Below are 15,444 nucleotides of genomic sequence, written 5' to 3'. Positions count from 1 at the left end.
GAAAATGTTTAGGCTGGAAAACCGCTCACGAATCATTCTTGGAAGCTCTGTCGCACTTGGCTTGACAAACCGTCATGGTCAAAACGAAGACAGAGCTCGCTCATCTCTTGCTGCATGGTGAAATTGTCTTTCTGTTCATCACTGAATTGATCCCTGCAATCTATTTGTTGGTCGATTGGATACGAGTCAGAAAGACACCCGGTCAGTCATCAACAGAAACAGACAATGTCCAGCATTGAGTGGGTTGTTTTTCCAGATGTCGACAACCCCTTTTTTTCTGCCTATAATAGAGAGGTATGAGAAAAAACAGCTCTCGTGTTGTGTAGGAGATGATTCCGATTCAGTACGCGCTATCATTTATTGTTTCTTTTTGCATCGTGATGCTCCTGATTCCTCCCTTGCGTAGATTGGCCTTCAGGCTGGATTTTGTGGACAAGCCTAGGAAAGATGTCGAACGAAAAATTCATCGGGAGCCGATTCCGCTTACAGCCAGCTATGCGATCTTCATCGGCTTTGCCGTTTCCTTTCTGTTTTTTTCCAAAGAGTCAGCCAGCCAGACCATCGCGGTCTTGTGCGGTTCTCTACTGCTCTTGACCATCGGAACGATCGATGACTGGTACAAAACACAGGGCAAGGATTTCCCTGCACTGCCCAAGCTGATTGTCCAGGTATCCGCAGCCGTGATTGTCTATTTGTCGGGCATTACCTTTTCCGGCTTTTACAATCCACTCAGCGGCGAGTACATCCTGCTCCCGGTCTGGCTGCAATTTATCCTGACGATTCTCTGGATTTTCGGTGTGACGACGGTCATCAATTTCTCTGACGGGATGGATGGACTGGCTGGCGGATTGACGGCGATCTCGGCAGGTACGCTGTTTGTAGTCGCCTTGACCAAAGGACAGAGCACGTCAGCCGTGATGGCGATCAGTCTGGTCGGGGTATCTCTGGCTTATCTGCGTTACAACAAACCGCCAGCCAAGATTTTCATGGGTGATGCGGGCGCTACGTTCCTCGGCTTTATACTGGCCGTGATTGCGCTGGATGGGGCCTTCAAGCAAGCGACTGTCCTCTCCCTGTTCATTCCGATCCTGGCTCTGGGCGTCCCGATTTTTGACAATCTGTTCGTTGTAACCAAACGCCTGATACAAGGAAAACCGATTTATCAAGCTGACGCCACCCAGGTTCATTACCGGCTGTTGAAATCGGGCTTGAATCCAAAGCAGGTCGTCGCCTTTCTATGTCTGATCAGTGTCTGCTTTAGCCTGACCTCGATCATTCTGCTCCTGTTAGGGGTATAAAAAAATGCCGTCTGGGTCCATCGCCCGGCGGCATTTTCCTTTATTTCTGTTCGATTAGTGCCGGATCGGCTGCTGCCTGTTCCAGCTTCTTTCTGCGCTGCATGCAAGAAATGCATCTTCTGCTTTTGCGACCAAACGCTGTATAATACTTTGATTTTTTGCAGGAGCGGCAGGTGACATACAGAGAGCTGGACATCGTATAGTTTTCTTCTGGCGTATTTTTGACCAGATGAACGATGTTGTTGTACTTGATCAACAGATGTGCCGTATGTATAGCGTCTACCAATGCCGAATGGAGCCTGCCTTCCTGGACGATTCCGGCTGCATCAATCGCATCTTTAAGTCCCATCTGCTTGCGCTCGGCGAGCAGCATGCTGATCGGAGGCTGGATGTCGTTGTAGTTTTGCAGCCAGTCAAAGGGGAGCCCGAACCTGGCACAATGCTCGATCATCAGTCGCTTATCGTCTTTGCCCCACGTGCACAAATAGTACTCTGAGTCCGTGCCGATCCACTCCAGAAAATCTGCAAAGGCTGTTTGAAAAGGGATAAAATCTGGCAAATTCTCCTTATCCAATCCAATAAAATGGCAGGTTCGCTCAGAAATTCTTCGTTCAATAGCCGGAAAGGTATACCGCTGGAAGGTGTCTACCTCCACTCCGTTTTTTCCAGGCACTACCTTGGCCGCTCCGATTTCGATGATTTCCGGTATCTTGTTTTTTTGATAGGTAAGTGTAGTCTCCAGATCAAATACGATGATTTGCATGCGTAATCACATCCTGAGCGTAATACTTCTATTATGACGGTTACAGGGGTAGAAAATCAAAATAAATGGCTCACCTTTCAACTCCAAGATAAACAACCTCGCTATGGAAATCAAATGCAGCCGCCCCTCTGAATGAGGAAAGCGGCTGATTTCTTATTACTAGCGATCTACTTATGCATTCTCTACCTTGGTCAATTGCCGCAGCGAATAGCTCATCCGCTCGACTTTTCCCTCGTCCGAACGGCTGAAGTCAATCCAGACAGCAGAGCGGCCGCGCTTGAACACAAAGCTGTCCTTTTGTACCGGGATGAGCGGATACATGCCGTCGTCCGCTTTCAAATACAGCTCCTGCTCTTTGCTCACGATCTCTACCTTCATCCATTCCTGTGACTTGAACAAGCCCACATAATCGGTGTGCAGCTCCGCTGACAATTCACAGCTCTCGATCGGATAGACCAGCGCGTCTGCCGGTTTATGGGAGATCGTGTTGAGAATACCTAATACGAGGTCGCGAACAGGTACGCCATCCACATTGGTCAGCACTACTCCGCTAAGTCCTGTATCCGGTTGCGTAAACACATGAGAGCTGATTCCTTTCAGCGAACCTCCATGCTCGATCAATAGTCCATCAGGAAAAGCAGGAGAGATCATCAAGCCGTAGCCGTAGGAGCGATACCCGTCGCATCTGGCGTGCGGGGTCGTCATTTGCTGGATGCTCTCCCTCGACAGCACGCCGCTTACGGGTGCCTCTCCGCTTGTACGAAACAGCTCCAGATACCTCATCAGATCACGAACCGTAGACTTGAGGAATCCACAAGCTCGCATCGCGGGGGCATCGTGCCAGATCGGAGCAGCGATCACTTGCTCTTCTCCATCGATTTTTTTCCGCGTGTAGAGGGTCGTGACATCCTCTTGGTTCGGCAATTCTTCCACCGCGAAAACCGTTCTCGTCATCCCAAGCGGCTGCAGAATATGTTCGGTCATGTACTGCTCGTAGCTCTGTCCGCTCACTCGCTCGATGATCGCGCCAAGCAGCCCATACCCATCGTTGTTGTAGCTAAACGCGGTCCCCGGAGCACCCAAACCGGTACCCTCCCACTTCGCTATTGCGTCCAGCACCTCTTCATAGGTATCCAGGTAAGGAACGGTCTTCAGCTCCTCTTCCGCCTCAGTCCCGATAATGGCAGGGTCATGCTCCATGCTGCGCTTCATCGCCCCATCTAAATAAGGCAATGGCGGCATGCCCGGTGTGTGCGCCATAAAATGCTCGATCGTGATGGCTTGGGTATAAGCGTCGTTCAAAAAATGAAACTCTGGCAAATAGCGAACCACCGGATCGGTGACGGACAGCTTCCCCGCCTCCTGAAGCTGCATGATTGCTACACACGTAAAGGATTTGGTCACGGAAGCGATCCCAAATACCGTATCCATCGAAAGCGGCAATTGCTGCTCCCGATCCCGTTCACCGAATGTCTGCTGATACATCCACTCTCCGTCACGCGCAACCGCAATTGCCGCACCGGGAACCTTTGATTCCTCCAGCAGTTTTTTCGCATATTCCTCAAAAGCTTCAGCCCATGCTTGCATCATCATACCCCTCCCATCGCCTGATCGTATACGGCTCTCGCCACCTGTGCGATTGTGCGTTCTGCCGCTTGTTTTTCGGCTACATTCCTGGACAAGACCGTGATCGCGATCGACCCCCTGCCATCTGGCAGATAGATGATGCCCGCATCGTTCACGACGCCATTCACCGTACCGGTCTTGTGCGCGACCTTTGTTCCTTCTGGCAGAAGAAGGGGGAGTCGGCTGTTGTACTGCTGACGGCGCAAAATATCGAGAATCAGATCGCATGATGCTTCACTTAGGATCTCTTTCTTTGCTACCATCGTCAGCAGTCGATTCAGGTCAGCGGGTGACGCAACATTGTTCGCTGTCGTAGGCTCTCCCACATCGAACATCAATTCATAGTCTCCCGTCTCTTCCCTACGCTCAAATTCAGCGAATCCTGCAGGTGAGGGAGACGGTTCCTCCATCCCTACACAGCGATTTAACAGCTGCCAGGTAGTCTGAGGCAGATAGATGTTCCTGAGTCCCAATTCCCGCATGTGAGCCTCTATATTTTCCAACCCGACGAGGTTGATCAGCATGTCAGTGGCATAGTTGTCGCTGACAATGGTCATCAGCATCGCCAAGTCCTTTACAGTCAAGGCAGCACCGGAATCCAGCTCCTGCAATACACCTGAACCAGGTACCCGCTCTTCATATCGCAAGGTAACGCGTTGATCCAGCCTGAATTTCCCTGCGTCGACATCCCGCATCAATGTCACAATAATCGGAATCTTAAAGACACTAGCCATCTGGAATAGCTGATCTGCCTGATGCCCCGCTGTCTCACCAGACTCCAGATGGGTGACCGCTACGCCAAATTCCCCTTGCGCCTCCTGCAATACCTCATCAATCACCTGTTGCCACTTCATGACTTTTTGCCTCCATTCGTTTATCTCGGTGTTTTCTACATCGTTACTCCTTCTTTTCGACATGGAGGAAGATTTATCCTTGATGTTCAATAGAAGAAAAGAATCTCGGTCAAGCTTGGGTGGTTGTTCCACATAAAGACCCACAAGCAGTTCGAATGCCTGTGGGTCACCTTCATTTTAGCTCTATTACTCCGACTGCTCGGCAGCCGTCTTCGCCAGCTCCTGCTCACGCAGCGTTCTGCGCAGGATTTTACCAACCGCTGTTTTCGGCAGGGAATCCCGGAATTCGATGAGACGGGGAACTTTGTAGGCGGCCATGTTTTCGCGGCAAAATGCGTTCAGCTCTTCTGCTGTCAGGCTGGCGTTTGCCTTGAGAACCACGACGGCTTTCACACTCTCACCCAAATAGGCATCCGGTACACCGATGACCACAGCTTCCATTACAGCCGGGTGCTGATACAGAACTTCTTCCACTTCACGCGGGTAGATGTTGTAGCCTCCAGCGATAATCATGTCTTTTTTGCGATCGACGATATAGTAGTAATCCTCTTCGTCCCTGTATGCGATATCCCCTGTGTACAGCCAGCCGTCGCGAATGACGTTCTCGGTTTCTTCCGGCATGTTCCAGTACCCGCTCATGACTTGCGGTCCGCGAATGATCAGCTCGCCAACCTCACCAGGCGCAAGCTCGCTCTTTCCGTCCTGCAAATCTACGATCTTGGACTCCGTGTGTAAAATGGCTTTCCCTACGGATCCTGGCTTTTGCTTGTCGATCGGATTGAAGTGCGTCACCGGAGAGGCTTCAGACAAGCCATAGCCTTCCATGATCGTGCTTCCCGTCTTTGCCGTGAATTCCTTGATAATCTCTACGGGCAGCGGCGCAGATCCGCTCAGGCAAAAGCGAATCGAGGACAGTCCATATTCAGCGGCGTTGGGATAGGCATTCACGGCCACGTACATCGTCGGCACTCCTGGGAAAAGCGTTGGCTTGGCATCTCGGATGGTCTCCAGAACCTCGTCCCGATCAAAGCGAGGGAGCATAATCAGCTGCGAACCGTCTATGATTCCCATATTCATACACACGGTCATGCCATATACGTGAAAGAGGGGAATAACCGTCAGGATGCGATCCTGATCGTCCTCGGCCTCTCCATCCTTGGAAGCCTTCAGAATTTGTGAGATCTGGAAAGCGTTGCAGACGAGATTGCCGTGAGTGAGCATCGCACCCTTGGATCGGCCAGTCGTCCCTCCTGTGTATTGCAGCACTGCGATGTCATCTGTGCTTAAGGGAACGCGGGGCAAGGATTCTCCTGATGCGAACAAGGCTTCGAAAAGAATGTTGTTTCCACTATATGTTACACCGCTTGGCGGCAGCTCTACGACGATTTTCTTCAGGCTGGCTGCTTGTGCCACCTTATCGATCACAGGAAGCAGCGGCGCGAACACCACGATGGCTTTCGCTCCGGAGTCTCCCAGGAAATGCTCGAGTTCAGCAGGGACCGCCATCGGATTGATCTGGACCACAATCGCTCCTACTTGCAAAATCCCGTAATACGCGATTGGAAAGTGCGGGCAGTTGGGCAGCATGATCCCTACTCGATCCCCTTTTTCAATTCCCAGATCACGCAATCCTGCTGCAAAGCGACGCACACGTTCTGTCAGCGTCTGATAATCCATCTGCATTCCCTTGAAATAAACAGCACTTCTCTCTGGGTAGCGCTCGCAGGTGGATTCCAGTACTTCTGGCAAGGTTACCTGCGTCATGTCTAGCTGTGACATCAACAACACTCCCTTTCACGTGATAGGCTGATTCTGTATATATAATTCAATCATAATAGGCTTAATTCCTCTTGCTGAAGCGCTTACATGTAAAAAAAAGGAACATCCCCGTGATCTCTCCTGCCTCGAACAGGGAACCTCTTCACGGAAATGCTCCTTTTTGCCCACCTTTGCTTCTTCTATGTAACAGCAGATGATTTTCAACTGATCACCGGTTCGTACATGGACAAGGATACCGCTTCACACGATCTGCGGCAAAAGACGATCGGCACCTGCTTTTGCTTCGCCAGCTTTTTAATATTTTTACTAAGATTGTGGTTGACGAAATTGATAAAGACGACGATCAGCTCCGTGTCCGCTGGAATCATGGCCTTTACCTCTGATTTTTTTCTGCCGGACACGTGGTACACATTGCGAAATCCTTTCTCTTGCAGCATGTTTTCGATTGCCCCTACTTTATCTCCACCAATAACAAGGACACCTGCCATTTTCTTTTCCTCCCCTCCGATTTTTCATGAACCTGAGTGCGTTGTCATCTTAATCTATATTATTCCGAGTTGTTTAGTATGTATTATAGCATGAACGTTTTTGGTTAGCCAACCTTTTCTAACCGCATGGAAGCCTGCCTTTGTTAATTCGCAACAAAAACGGCCTGGTTGTCGAGATCACCGACGGAACGGCAGAATACAACGACCAAAACTACCGTTTATCCCTGTTCTACGATCTAGCCAAGACGTCTGTCATCCGTATGGCCAAATCATTGTCCCATGAACTTTCCCCGCATGCTTGCACGGCCGTAGCCGTGACTCCGGGTTGGATGCGTTCGGAAATCATGCTCGATCACTTTGGTGTTACCGAAGCTAACTGGCGTGACGCCACCGAAAAAGAGCCGCATTTTGTCATCTCGGAAACGCCGCGTTTTGTAGGGCGTGCCGTTGCCGCTTTAGCCGCTGATCCGGAGGTCGCGCGCTGGAATGGTCAATCTTTTTCAAGCGGTCAGCTGGCACAAGTGTACGGCTTTTGCGATCTGGACGGCTCAAGGCCTGATGCGTTCCGGTATATCGCTGAAGTGCAGAATGCCGGGAAACCAGCGAATGCTGCTGGGTACCGTTGACGCGAACGAACATAAAGCGCATGCAAAAAACCGCTGTCAGCTCGCAACAGCGGTTTTTGCTTCTGGCTTTCTTTCTACTTCGCGTATCCGGACAACGATTTCGCTGTCTCACAGATTACCGGAACGATTTGCGATTCCAGGATGTCAGGGTTCAACACACTGGTTGGCGCTGCGACGTTGATCGCTGCGATAATCTGTCCATCACGATCAAATATCGGAACCGCTACGGAGCAAATGCCGATCTCGAATTCTTCCTTGCTGATGGCATAGCCTTTGCGGCGAATATCTTCCAATTCCTGCTTCAAATCAAGCAGCATGGTTTTGGTTTGACTAGTAAAAGAGGGAAGATTCACTGTATCATTCCAGGATTGCAACTTTTCCTTCGATAAAAAGGCTAGCAGGACTTTCCCCATCGAGGTGGCATGTGCAGGCAAGCGTGAGCCAATCATGACATTCAAGGTCGAAAAGCTCGTGCTGGTAGCCGCACGTGCGACGTAGACCACCTCATGGCCGTCCAGGATGCCCATATGAGCAGACGCTCCCGTCTGATCGCGAAGCTTTTCCAGATATGGTCTGGCCAAATCGGGCAGCTGCAAGGTATTGAGGTAGGCAAAGCCCAGATCCATGACTTTTGGTGTAAGCTGATAACGCTTGGTGATCTCGTCCTGATACAGGTAACCCAGATGCTGCAGTGTATAGAGGAATCGGAAGGGAACCGTACGACTCACTCCCATCCGGGAAGCAATCTCCACCAAACTCAGAGTAGGCGTCGAGGCATCAAACATTTTTAATATTTCCAATCCTCTAATAAGAGAATTCGAAAGGTAACGGTCTTTTTCCGTTTTCGACATAGGCGCTTGTTACTCCTTTCACTAAGGAACGTGCAATAGGTGGTTTGCTTCCTATTGTAGTCTTTCTTGCGGGTACGTAACAAGTGCGAACTGGAAAACTCTCAGAAGTCAACAGCTTCGCCCTTAAAATGCGACGAAGCTGTTCTCTAACGAAGCTCCTAACTTTGGTACGAATCCCCATCTGAAAAGCTCTAGGTTCGTTCAACCCTTCCGATGGTGTTAGCCAATCGAAATGTATTCCGTTTTCTTTTTCAGCGAAGAGAGCACACTCAGCGCAGCCAGATAGCTGGTTTTTGGATTGGATGGCATCGGATCGTTCTCCAGTTGAATTGTCATCCGCCCAAAAGCTCCCACTGCCTCAATGCAGTGAGTATTCTTGGTCGCTTGTGGATCAGCCACGATTTTGACCGTTGTCTTGTCGCTGCCAAGTCCGGCAAGAGATAAAACAATCGCAACGTTGATGTTTTTGGGGAACTTGCTGATCGCTTCTGTTGCCGTTCCCTCGAAGACGACTTCCTCGATCTCCACTTCTCGTCCAATCAGGGATAGCGGCGGCTTGCGTGTAGTCAGGGACACGGATTCCAGCTGACCTGAGCTCATCGCGGAGTGAATAACATCAAGCCCCCCGATCGCACCGGATGGCAGCATGATGCGCGTTCCGGACTGACGACAGCTATCGTTCAGTCGTTGATACAGCTCCTGATCCACCAGTGCTCCCACGCTGATGATGACCAGGTCCTTGCGTTTTGCGATGACTTTCTCCGCATACTCTTGTACAGCTTGAACAGTAGCGGCTTCTACGACCAAGTCAATGCCCGAATCCATAAAGGCATTCAGATCCTGATAGCCATTGACGCCGTAGCGATTCTCCCATTCCTCGGCAACCTCAGGACGGCGTACCAAAACCGACTCAACGGTACAATGAGGCAGTACTCGATCAACATTGATACTTTGCAAAAGGAAGGTCGCGATGCTTCCTCCTCCAATAATCCCAATTTTCATCTAAGCTTCCCCTTTCTTGGCCGCCGCTTCGCGCTCCTCCACGAACGACCGCACCAAGGCATTAAATTGCTCTGGCTGCTCCATGTAGCACAGATGTCCCGCTCTCGGGATCAGCTTCAGTGTCGATCCGGTGATTCCCTGATGCACGATCTCAGATTCCGGCACAGGTGTCACACCGTCATCTTCCCCACAGATCAACAGTGTTGGTACTTGGATGGAAGCCAGCAGCGGCGTTTGGTCCGCATGGAACAGTGAATAAGCCACAGAGCGGTAGCCAGCCAGGCGCACCTGGGACATGATTCGTTTGCCTTCAGCAATCAGCTCTGGTGCTGCATACGGAGAAAACATCGCAGGCGTGCGCAGCTCTGCCAATTCTTCTGGCGGCAGATTTTCGATGTTGTTCAGACGACCCTTCAGCTTCTTCTCGTTTGTCTCTGGATTAGTCGCACCTCCGCGCGTGCTTGCAGCCAAAATGAGACCTTTCAAATAGTGCGGATACTTGGCAGCAAACTCCATCGCCGCTGTACTTCCCATCGAATGACCCAGCAGATAGACCTTGTCCAAACCTAGGGAATCCAGAAATCCTTTTAATAGATCTGCCAGCTCCCCAAATGTACGGAATTCCGGATCAGGGTCCGAGCTTTGGCCGTAGCCAGGCGTATCCCAGCCGATGACCTGAACGGAATCCTGGAGTCCTGCGTACTGTCTGGACCAGGACTGGGAATTGTTTCCGAGGCCGTGCAAAAGAATGAGGGGAACGCCTTCACCGGCTGTCTGATAATGAATCGAAAGCGAACCTACTTGTGTAAATGGCATATCGATCACCTCAATTGATTAATGGAATAGGAAGCAGGAAAGGAAAAGACCGGGCGAATGCCGGTCTTCTCAACATGATAGGCAATTGCCTGTCATTATTTATTTTCTGCTTCAGCTGCAGCTGCTGCTGCTTTTGCTTTTGCACGCTCAACGCGGAGGTTTTCGAGAGCGCTGCCTGGCTCGTAAGTTGGGATTTGTGGTTTAGGAGCACCCAGCATAACAGCCATGATTGCTTCTTCATCGCTATCGTTGCGAACACCGCGGTAGTACCCTGGAGGAGTCCAGATGCAATCGCGCTCGCTCAATTTGAGCTCATGAATGGTGTCGCCGATTTGTACGCGAGCCGTTACGCTACCTTTGATTACGAAGAATACTTCTTCTACGTCTTCATGCAAGTGCATAGGGCCTTCGCAGCCTGCTGGCAGGTACATGTTGCTCAAAGTGAAGTTTCCTGCTTGAATCACGTTGCTGTCAACTGCAGCTACTGCGCCAGTACCAACATAACGGCATTGTGCACGGCGGTAGTGCGGGCTGATTTGCTCTTGGAAAGAAAGGGCGTTGTAGTCAAGTTTTCTTGTTTCCAGGCGGGCTACATATTTTTGCTCAAATTCTTCAATGGAGATGTTTTGTTCACTCATGGATAAAGCCTCCTCAATCGAATTTGTGTTTTAAATGAAAAACATTGTTTTGTATTTAAATCAATTATAAGCTGAGTTTTGATGAAAGTCAATATTCGAAATGGTAAGAAAACACGGTAACGAGTAAGAGTCTGCGACTTTTACTGCCAGAAAACGTACTTGCGCTGAATTTTCTGGATCAGTAAATTCAAGAGATAGCCGACGACTGTAATCAGCACAACACACGCCAATACCTTCTCCTGCATCAGGGACGCAGACATGTAGGTCAGGAGATATCCCATGCCCGCTGTCGCTCCAATCATCTCTGTCAGGATCGCGATGATGAAAGCCATAGGCAGGGCAATTTTCAAACCGGTAAAGATAGAAGGCATCGTAGCTGGCAAAAGCACGCGCCAAAAGACCTGGTTGCGGTTTGCTCCCATATTTTCAGCAGCCCACAGATACAGCTTGCCTACGCGAGTCGCACCGTAGTAGGTATTGAGAACGATCGGGAACAGACATTCCAGAAAAATCATCGTGATCTTGGATGCAGAACCGAGACCCAAGATAAAGACCAGGATCGGATAGAGCGCCACGCGCGGGATCGGGAATCCCAGAGAGAAAACGGGCTGCACTAGATCGTTCATCAGCTTCGAGCGGCTCATCATCAGACCCAATGGAACTCCGACGACAGCAGCCAAAGCAAATCCGGAGAATACGCGGAACAAGGTGATGGGCAGATTCTCCATCAGCATCCCGGTCGTGATCAGCTCAAAGGCAACGACAAGTACTTTTGACAAGGAAGGGAACAGCCGCTCAGGCATGATTTGCAGGAATACGATGAGCTCCCATGCCACCACGATCCAAATGAGCGCTTGATATTCGACGAGTAACTTCCAACCTTTTTTCATGATGTTTACCCCCTGTTCTCCGACCACCAGAGCAATCGTGCACGGACAGCCAGCAAAATTCGATCAAACAAAAAGCCGAGAAGGGCAATGAAGAAGACAGAGACAAACATCAAGTCGGTACGTCCGGCCATATCTGCCATCAAGATCATGAAGCCGAGCCCCAAACCGTTGGAAGAACCAATCATTTCAGAGGAGAACATCATGACGAAGGTCAAGCCCAGTGAAACCCTTAATCCATCGAAGATCTTGGGAAGTGCAGCCGGAAGGACTACTTTCCACAAAATCTGTAGTTTGTTGGCTCCCATATTTTCAGCAGCCCAGATGAACACTTGCTTCACCCCGTGCACCCCGTCCTTGGTCGCAATAAAGCATGGAAAGAATGCGGTCAAAAAGATCAGCAGAACGCGTGTTGTATCCGAGATTCCGAACCACACCATTAATATAGGAAGAAGAGCGATTTTCGGAACAGGATTCAGCACGTCTACGATAGGCTGGAAAAAGGTGCCGATCGGTTTGAAAAATCCTGCTGCAATCCCAAACACGATACCCAGTACCGTAACCAGTAAAAAGCTGAGCAATGAGCGGTACAAGCTGGATGCTGCGTTGGTAAACAGTTCACCGCTTACGAGTAGAGCCCACATCTCTCTCCCCACCACGAACGGGCTGGAGAGATACCCCGGAATCCATTGCAGGCTGGCGAGAATTTGCCAAATCGCCAAAAGACCTACAATCTCCAGCACGGCGATTTTTTTCTGGCGACTATCCATCACATTCCCTCCTCATCCGATTTGCCGTCTTCCTGGTGGAGCAGGTCCCAGATATGGTTGCGAATGTTCATAAATTCCTGGGTCTTATGGACGTCAAGCGTACGTGGACGTTGGAAATCAATTTCGATGATTTCTTTGATTACAGCTGGGCGGCCGCTAAAGACGACCACGATGTCGCTGAGGAACACCGCTTCATCAATATCATGGGTTACAAACATCACGCTTTTGTTTGATTCTTGCCAAATGCGTTGCAATTCTACCTGCATTTTTTCACGTGTCTGTGCATCCAATGCGCCAAAAGGCTCATCCATCAGAAGAACATCGGGATTGAAGGCGAGAACTCTTGCCAGGGAAATACGTTGCTTCATACCACCAGACAGCTCGGATGGCAGATTGTTGCGGAAGTCCCACAGATTCACGAGCTTCAAATAATGCTCGACGATCTCGTCCCGCTTCGCTTTCTCCATTCCTTGGATTTCCAGTCCCCATGCCACGTTGTCAAAAACGTTTTTCCAAGGGAAAAGTGCGGATTCCTGAAACATCATTCCGCGGTCAGGACCTGGCTTGTCTACTTCCTTTCCGCGAATCCGGACTGTACCTCTGGTCTTGGGAATAAAGCCACCTACAATATGAAGGAAAGTACTTTTTCCGCATCCACTAGGACCTACAATGCTGACAAATTTTCCTTCCGGTACTTGCAAGCTGATCTCCTGGATAGCAGTGACTTCCTCTTTTCCTCGGGTGTAGACTTTGCCCAACTTCTCAATATCCATGGCTGGTGTCTTGTTTTCCATCACTGATTCTCCTTTTTTCTTTGAAAAACGTCATGCTTTCTAAGGGGTGTGGCAATCGTGTGACGTTTTTCATGAATGATTGATGTGGCGATTCGTCCGTAAACAGATGAGCGGCCCCTATATTGGGGATAGGGGCCGCAGCATTTCGCGCGTATGACTTACTTAGGCAGGTAAGACATGTCGATGATCGTGCTCGGATCAACAGGCTTGTCCAACCATTTTTCTTCGATCAGCATGTCTTGGAGCTTACCCCATGCATCGATGTTTACAGTACCGTCGATGGAGCGGTTGTTATCCTGCATTTTTACATACAATGCTGGGTCAGCTTTTACTTTGCCTGCATCGATGATTTTTTGACGAGCTGCTTCACCATTTTCTTGGTAGTACTTCACGGCGTTGACATAGTCACTCAAAAAGTCCTTGATTGCTTGCTCGTTATTGGTAACAAAGTCAGGCTTCGCCATCATGACGAGGAAATCTTCTTCTACATTCACACCTGTTTTGGAGTTGAAGATTTCTACGAATTCGCCGCTTGCATTGGCAGTTTCAAAGTATGGCTGCGGGAAAACACCTACGTCGATTTTCTTGGATTTTACCGCTTCACCCATAGAAGGAATTGGGATTACCGCGTATTTCACATCTGTATCTGGGTTCAATCCTGCAGAGCGAACAGCTGCGCGTGCCCACAGGTCAGTTGGAGCTTTAAAGTCAGGAATACCGATTACTTTGCCTTTCAGATCTGCCATGCTGCTGATGCCAGAATCTTTCAGAGCCATGAACTTGGTATTGAAGCCTTCACCTGGTGTATCTTTCACTACGGAACCGATAACTTTCACTGGAATTCCTTGGGATGCTGCCAGCATCGTTGCACCTTGTCCGATCGATGCGATATCGATTTGATCTGCTTGGTACGCATTCAATCTGTCAGCGTTGGCACGAAATTGCGTGAGATTCAGCGTGTAGCTTTTTCCTTGATTTGGCGTTAACGATGGATCTACTTGCATGAGCCAGAAAGGTTCTTCGGAAGCAAAACCGCCACCCAATCTGATTTCTACCGGTTGATTACCTGCTGGCGCAGCTGCTTGCTCCGCAGGTTTTTGTTCTGCTGCCGGTTGTTGTGCCGGCTGACTGGTCTGTCCGGAACCACAGGCTGCCAAACCGACTGCCATACTCAAGATGAAAGCGATTTTACCCAAACCTTTTTTCACAATGATGCCCCCCTGTACTCTCTTCGATATCGTTTCGCATGAAAAACATGGTTTTTCATATAAACAATATGTTACAAGTTTATTCACATCCTTGTCAATATTGAAAACCATTAAAATAGTTTAAATATTATTTATCAACAAACAATTAGCTCCCTAACTAAAAAACCATCCTTTACCTGCCAGATGCTTGACAGATAAAGGATGGTTCCACTTCCAGTTATTTACGATAATACTTTATGGAAAAAGTAAATTGTCTCTTTCCAAGCGTCTCTGGAGGCCTCCACGTGATAACCGCCACGCGTATCGTTTAGAAATCCGTGGTGCGCTCCCTCGTAAACATTGTACGTAAACGACTTGTTTGCTTCACTCATCGCCTGCTCAAATTCCGGTACGAGCGAAGTAATTTTTGGGTCCAACTCTCCGAAAAAGCCTCGGATCGGACATTGAATAGCAGCAACCTGTTCTTTGGAAACAGGCATTCTGCCGTAGAAATTCACTGCTCCGGCCAGCTTCGGTTCAGAAGCTGCCAGCATGATCGACAAAGCCCCACCCATACAGAAGCCAATCGAGGCGATCTTTTGGTCACGGCTCCATTCATGATCAGCAAGAAAAGCTGTCGCTGCCTGGATACGCTCCAACAATTCCGGCAATTTGCCCAGGTAAGCGAACAAATCCGTAAAGGTGACACGCAGAATTTCCCGAAGCTCCTCTGGCTGTTTCTCCAATGCCTCTTCACGTGCTACCGGGTCATGCCAGGCAGGCGGCGCCAACGTGTCCAGGAATCGCTTGATCTGTTCAATCCGTTCCTCAGTCAAGCTCTCCGGACGCTGGCCACCTACAGCGTACAAATCCGGAGCAACCGCCAGATAACCGGCTCTGGCAAATCTTTCGGTCAGGTCAAGGATGTGATCGTCTGTCCCCCATAATTCCTGGATGACCAGTACAACCGGGAGAGGAGCTTTGGCTCGCTCGGGTCGAGCGGCGTAGAGACGATGTTTGGTTCCATTTTGTTCAAATGAAATCCATTCCGTGTGCATGGACATC

Annotated in this window: 15 protein-coding genes and 1 pseudogene; 2 read left to right on the top strand and 14 right to left on the bottom strand. The window is 49.7% G+C overall.

What is annotated here, in order from left to right; translation table 11 throughout:
• Nucleotides 1-329 precede the first annotated feature (329 nt).
• Nucleotides 330-1,298, top strand: coding sequence for an MraY family glycosyltransferase (locus JZI27_RS12465; protein WP_251244480.1), 969 nt, complete (start codon nucleotides 330-332; stop codon nucleotides 1,296-1,298).
• 40 nt (nucleotides 1,299-1,338) lie between these two features.
• Here JZI27_RS12465 and JZI27_RS12460 read toward each other — a convergent pair whose 3' ends face one another.
• The 5 genes from JZI27_RS12460 to JZI27_RS12440 form a co-directional block, all read right to left on the bottom strand.
• The gene (locus tag JZI27_RS12460) at nucleotides 1,339-2,061 is read right to left on the bottom strand and encodes a 3'-5' exonuclease (RefSeq protein ID WP_122910383.1); all 723 of its coding nucleotides are present in this window, start codon (nucleotides 2,059-2,061) and stop codon (nucleotides 1,339-1,341) included.
• Between the two features lie 171 nt (nucleotides 2,062-2,232).
• Nucleotides 2,233-3,651 (bottom strand): serine hydrolase domain-containing protein, encoded by a 1,419-nt coding sequence (locus JZI27_RS12455; protein ID WP_280207682.1) that lies wholly within the window; start codon nucleotides 3,649-3,651, stop codon nucleotides 2,233-2,235.
• Complete coding sequence (locus JZI27_RS12450) at nucleotides 3,651-4,541, bottom strand: serine hydrolase (protein ID WP_122910381.1); 891 nt, start codon at nucleotides 4,539-4,541, stop codon at nucleotides 3,651-3,653. The genes JZI27_RS12455 and JZI27_RS12450 overlap by 1 nt, the downstream gene beginning before the upstream one ends.
• 186 nt (nucleotides 4,542-4,727) lie before the next feature.
• The gene (locus tag JZI27_RS12445) at nucleotides 4,728-6,320 is read right to left on the bottom strand and encodes a long-chain-fatty-acid--CoA ligase (protein ID WP_280207681.1); all 1,593 of its coding nucleotides are present in this window, start codon (nucleotides 6,318-6,320) and stop codon (nucleotides 4,728-4,730) included.
• Between the two features lie 200 nt (nucleotides 6,321-6,520).
• Complete coding sequence (locus JZI27_RS12440) at nucleotides 6,521-6,808, bottom strand: DUF2325 domain-containing protein (RefSeq protein WP_122910379.1); 288 nt, start codon at nucleotides 6,806-6,808, stop codon at nucleotides 6,521-6,523.
• A gap of 125 nt (nucleotides 6,809-6,933) precedes the next feature.
• On the opposite strand from JZI27_RS12440, the pseudogene JZI27_RS12435 reads away from it, so the two are divergent.
• Nucleotides 6,934-7,434, top strand: a pseudogene (locus JZI27_RS12435) (SDR family oxidoreductase); the annotation flags it as partial.
• A gap of 74 nt (nucleotides 7,435-7,508) precedes the next feature.
• Here JZI27_RS12435 and JZI27_RS12430 read toward each other — a convergent pair.
• From JZI27_RS12430 to JZI27_RS12390, 9 genes are all read right to left on the bottom strand, one after another.
• Nucleotides 7,509-8,285 carry an IclR family transcriptional regulator gene (locus JZI27_RS12430; protein ID WP_122910378.1) on the bottom strand — a complete coding sequence of 259 codons (777 nt, stop codon included), beginning with the start codon at nucleotides 8,283-8,285 and terminating at the stop codon, nucleotides 7,509-7,511.
• 219 nt (nucleotides 8,286-8,504) lie between these two features.
• On the bottom strand, nucleotides 8,505-9,287 hold the full coding sequence (gene nadX, locus JZI27_RS12425) for an aspartate dehydrogenase (RefSeq protein ID WP_122910377.1): 783 nt from the start codon (nucleotides 9,285-9,287) through the stop codon (nucleotides 8,505-8,507).
• Nucleotides 9,288-10,103, bottom strand: a complete 816-nt coding sequence (locus tag JZI27_RS12420; RefSeq protein WP_280207680.1) for an alpha/beta fold hydrolase — start codon at nucleotides 10,101-10,103, stop codon at nucleotides 9,288-9,290.
• Between the two features lie 95 nt (nucleotides 10,104-10,198).
• The gene (locus JZI27_RS12415) at nucleotides 10,199-10,741 is read right to left on the bottom strand and encodes a cupin domain-containing protein (protein ID WP_280207679.1); all 543 of its coding nucleotides are present in this window, start codon (nucleotides 10,739-10,741) and stop codon (nucleotides 10,199-10,201) included.
• 140 nt (nucleotides 10,742-10,881) lie between these two features.
• Complete coding sequence (locus tag JZI27_RS12410; protein WP_122910374.1) at nucleotides 10,882-11,631, bottom strand: ABC transporter permease; 750 nt, start codon at nucleotides 11,629-11,631, stop codon at nucleotides 10,882-10,884.
• Nucleotides 11,632-11,636: 5 nt separating this feature from the next.
• Nucleotides 11,637-12,398, bottom strand: a complete 762-nt coding sequence (locus tag JZI27_RS12405) for an ABC transporter permease (RefSeq protein ID WP_122910373.1) — start codon at nucleotides 12,396-12,398, stop codon at nucleotides 11,637-11,639.
• Nucleotides 12,398-13,192 (bottom strand): ABC transporter ATP-binding protein, encoded by a 795-nt coding sequence (locus JZI27_RS12400; protein WP_122910372.1) that lies wholly within the window; start codon nucleotides 13,190-13,192, stop codon nucleotides 12,398-12,400. The genes JZI27_RS12405 and JZI27_RS12400 overlap by 1 nt, the downstream gene beginning before the upstream one ends.
• 158 nt (nucleotides 13,193-13,350) lie before the next feature.
• Complete coding sequence (locus JZI27_RS12395; protein ID WP_280207678.1) at nucleotides 13,351-14,400, bottom strand: ABC transporter substrate-binding protein; 1,050 nt, start codon at nucleotides 14,398-14,400, stop codon at nucleotides 13,351-13,353.
• A 221-nt stretch (nucleotides 14,401-14,621) separates the two neighbouring features.
• Complete coding sequence (locus JZI27_RS12390) at nucleotides 14,622-15,443, bottom strand: dienelactone hydrolase family protein (RefSeq protein ID WP_280207677.1); 822 nt, start codon at nucleotides 15,441-15,443, stop codon at nucleotides 14,622-14,624.
• Nucleotide 15,444 lies beyond the last annotated feature (1 nt).

This window comes from Brevibacillus sp. AY1, assembly GCF_029870785.1.
Taxonomy (GTDB): domain Bacteria; phylum Bacillota; class Bacilli; order Brevibacillales; family Brevibacillaceae; genus Brevibacillus; species Brevibacillus invocatus.
The sequence above is the reverse complement of the archived record's forward strand: the minus strand, read 5'-3'. Positions and strand labels throughout refer to the sequence as shown.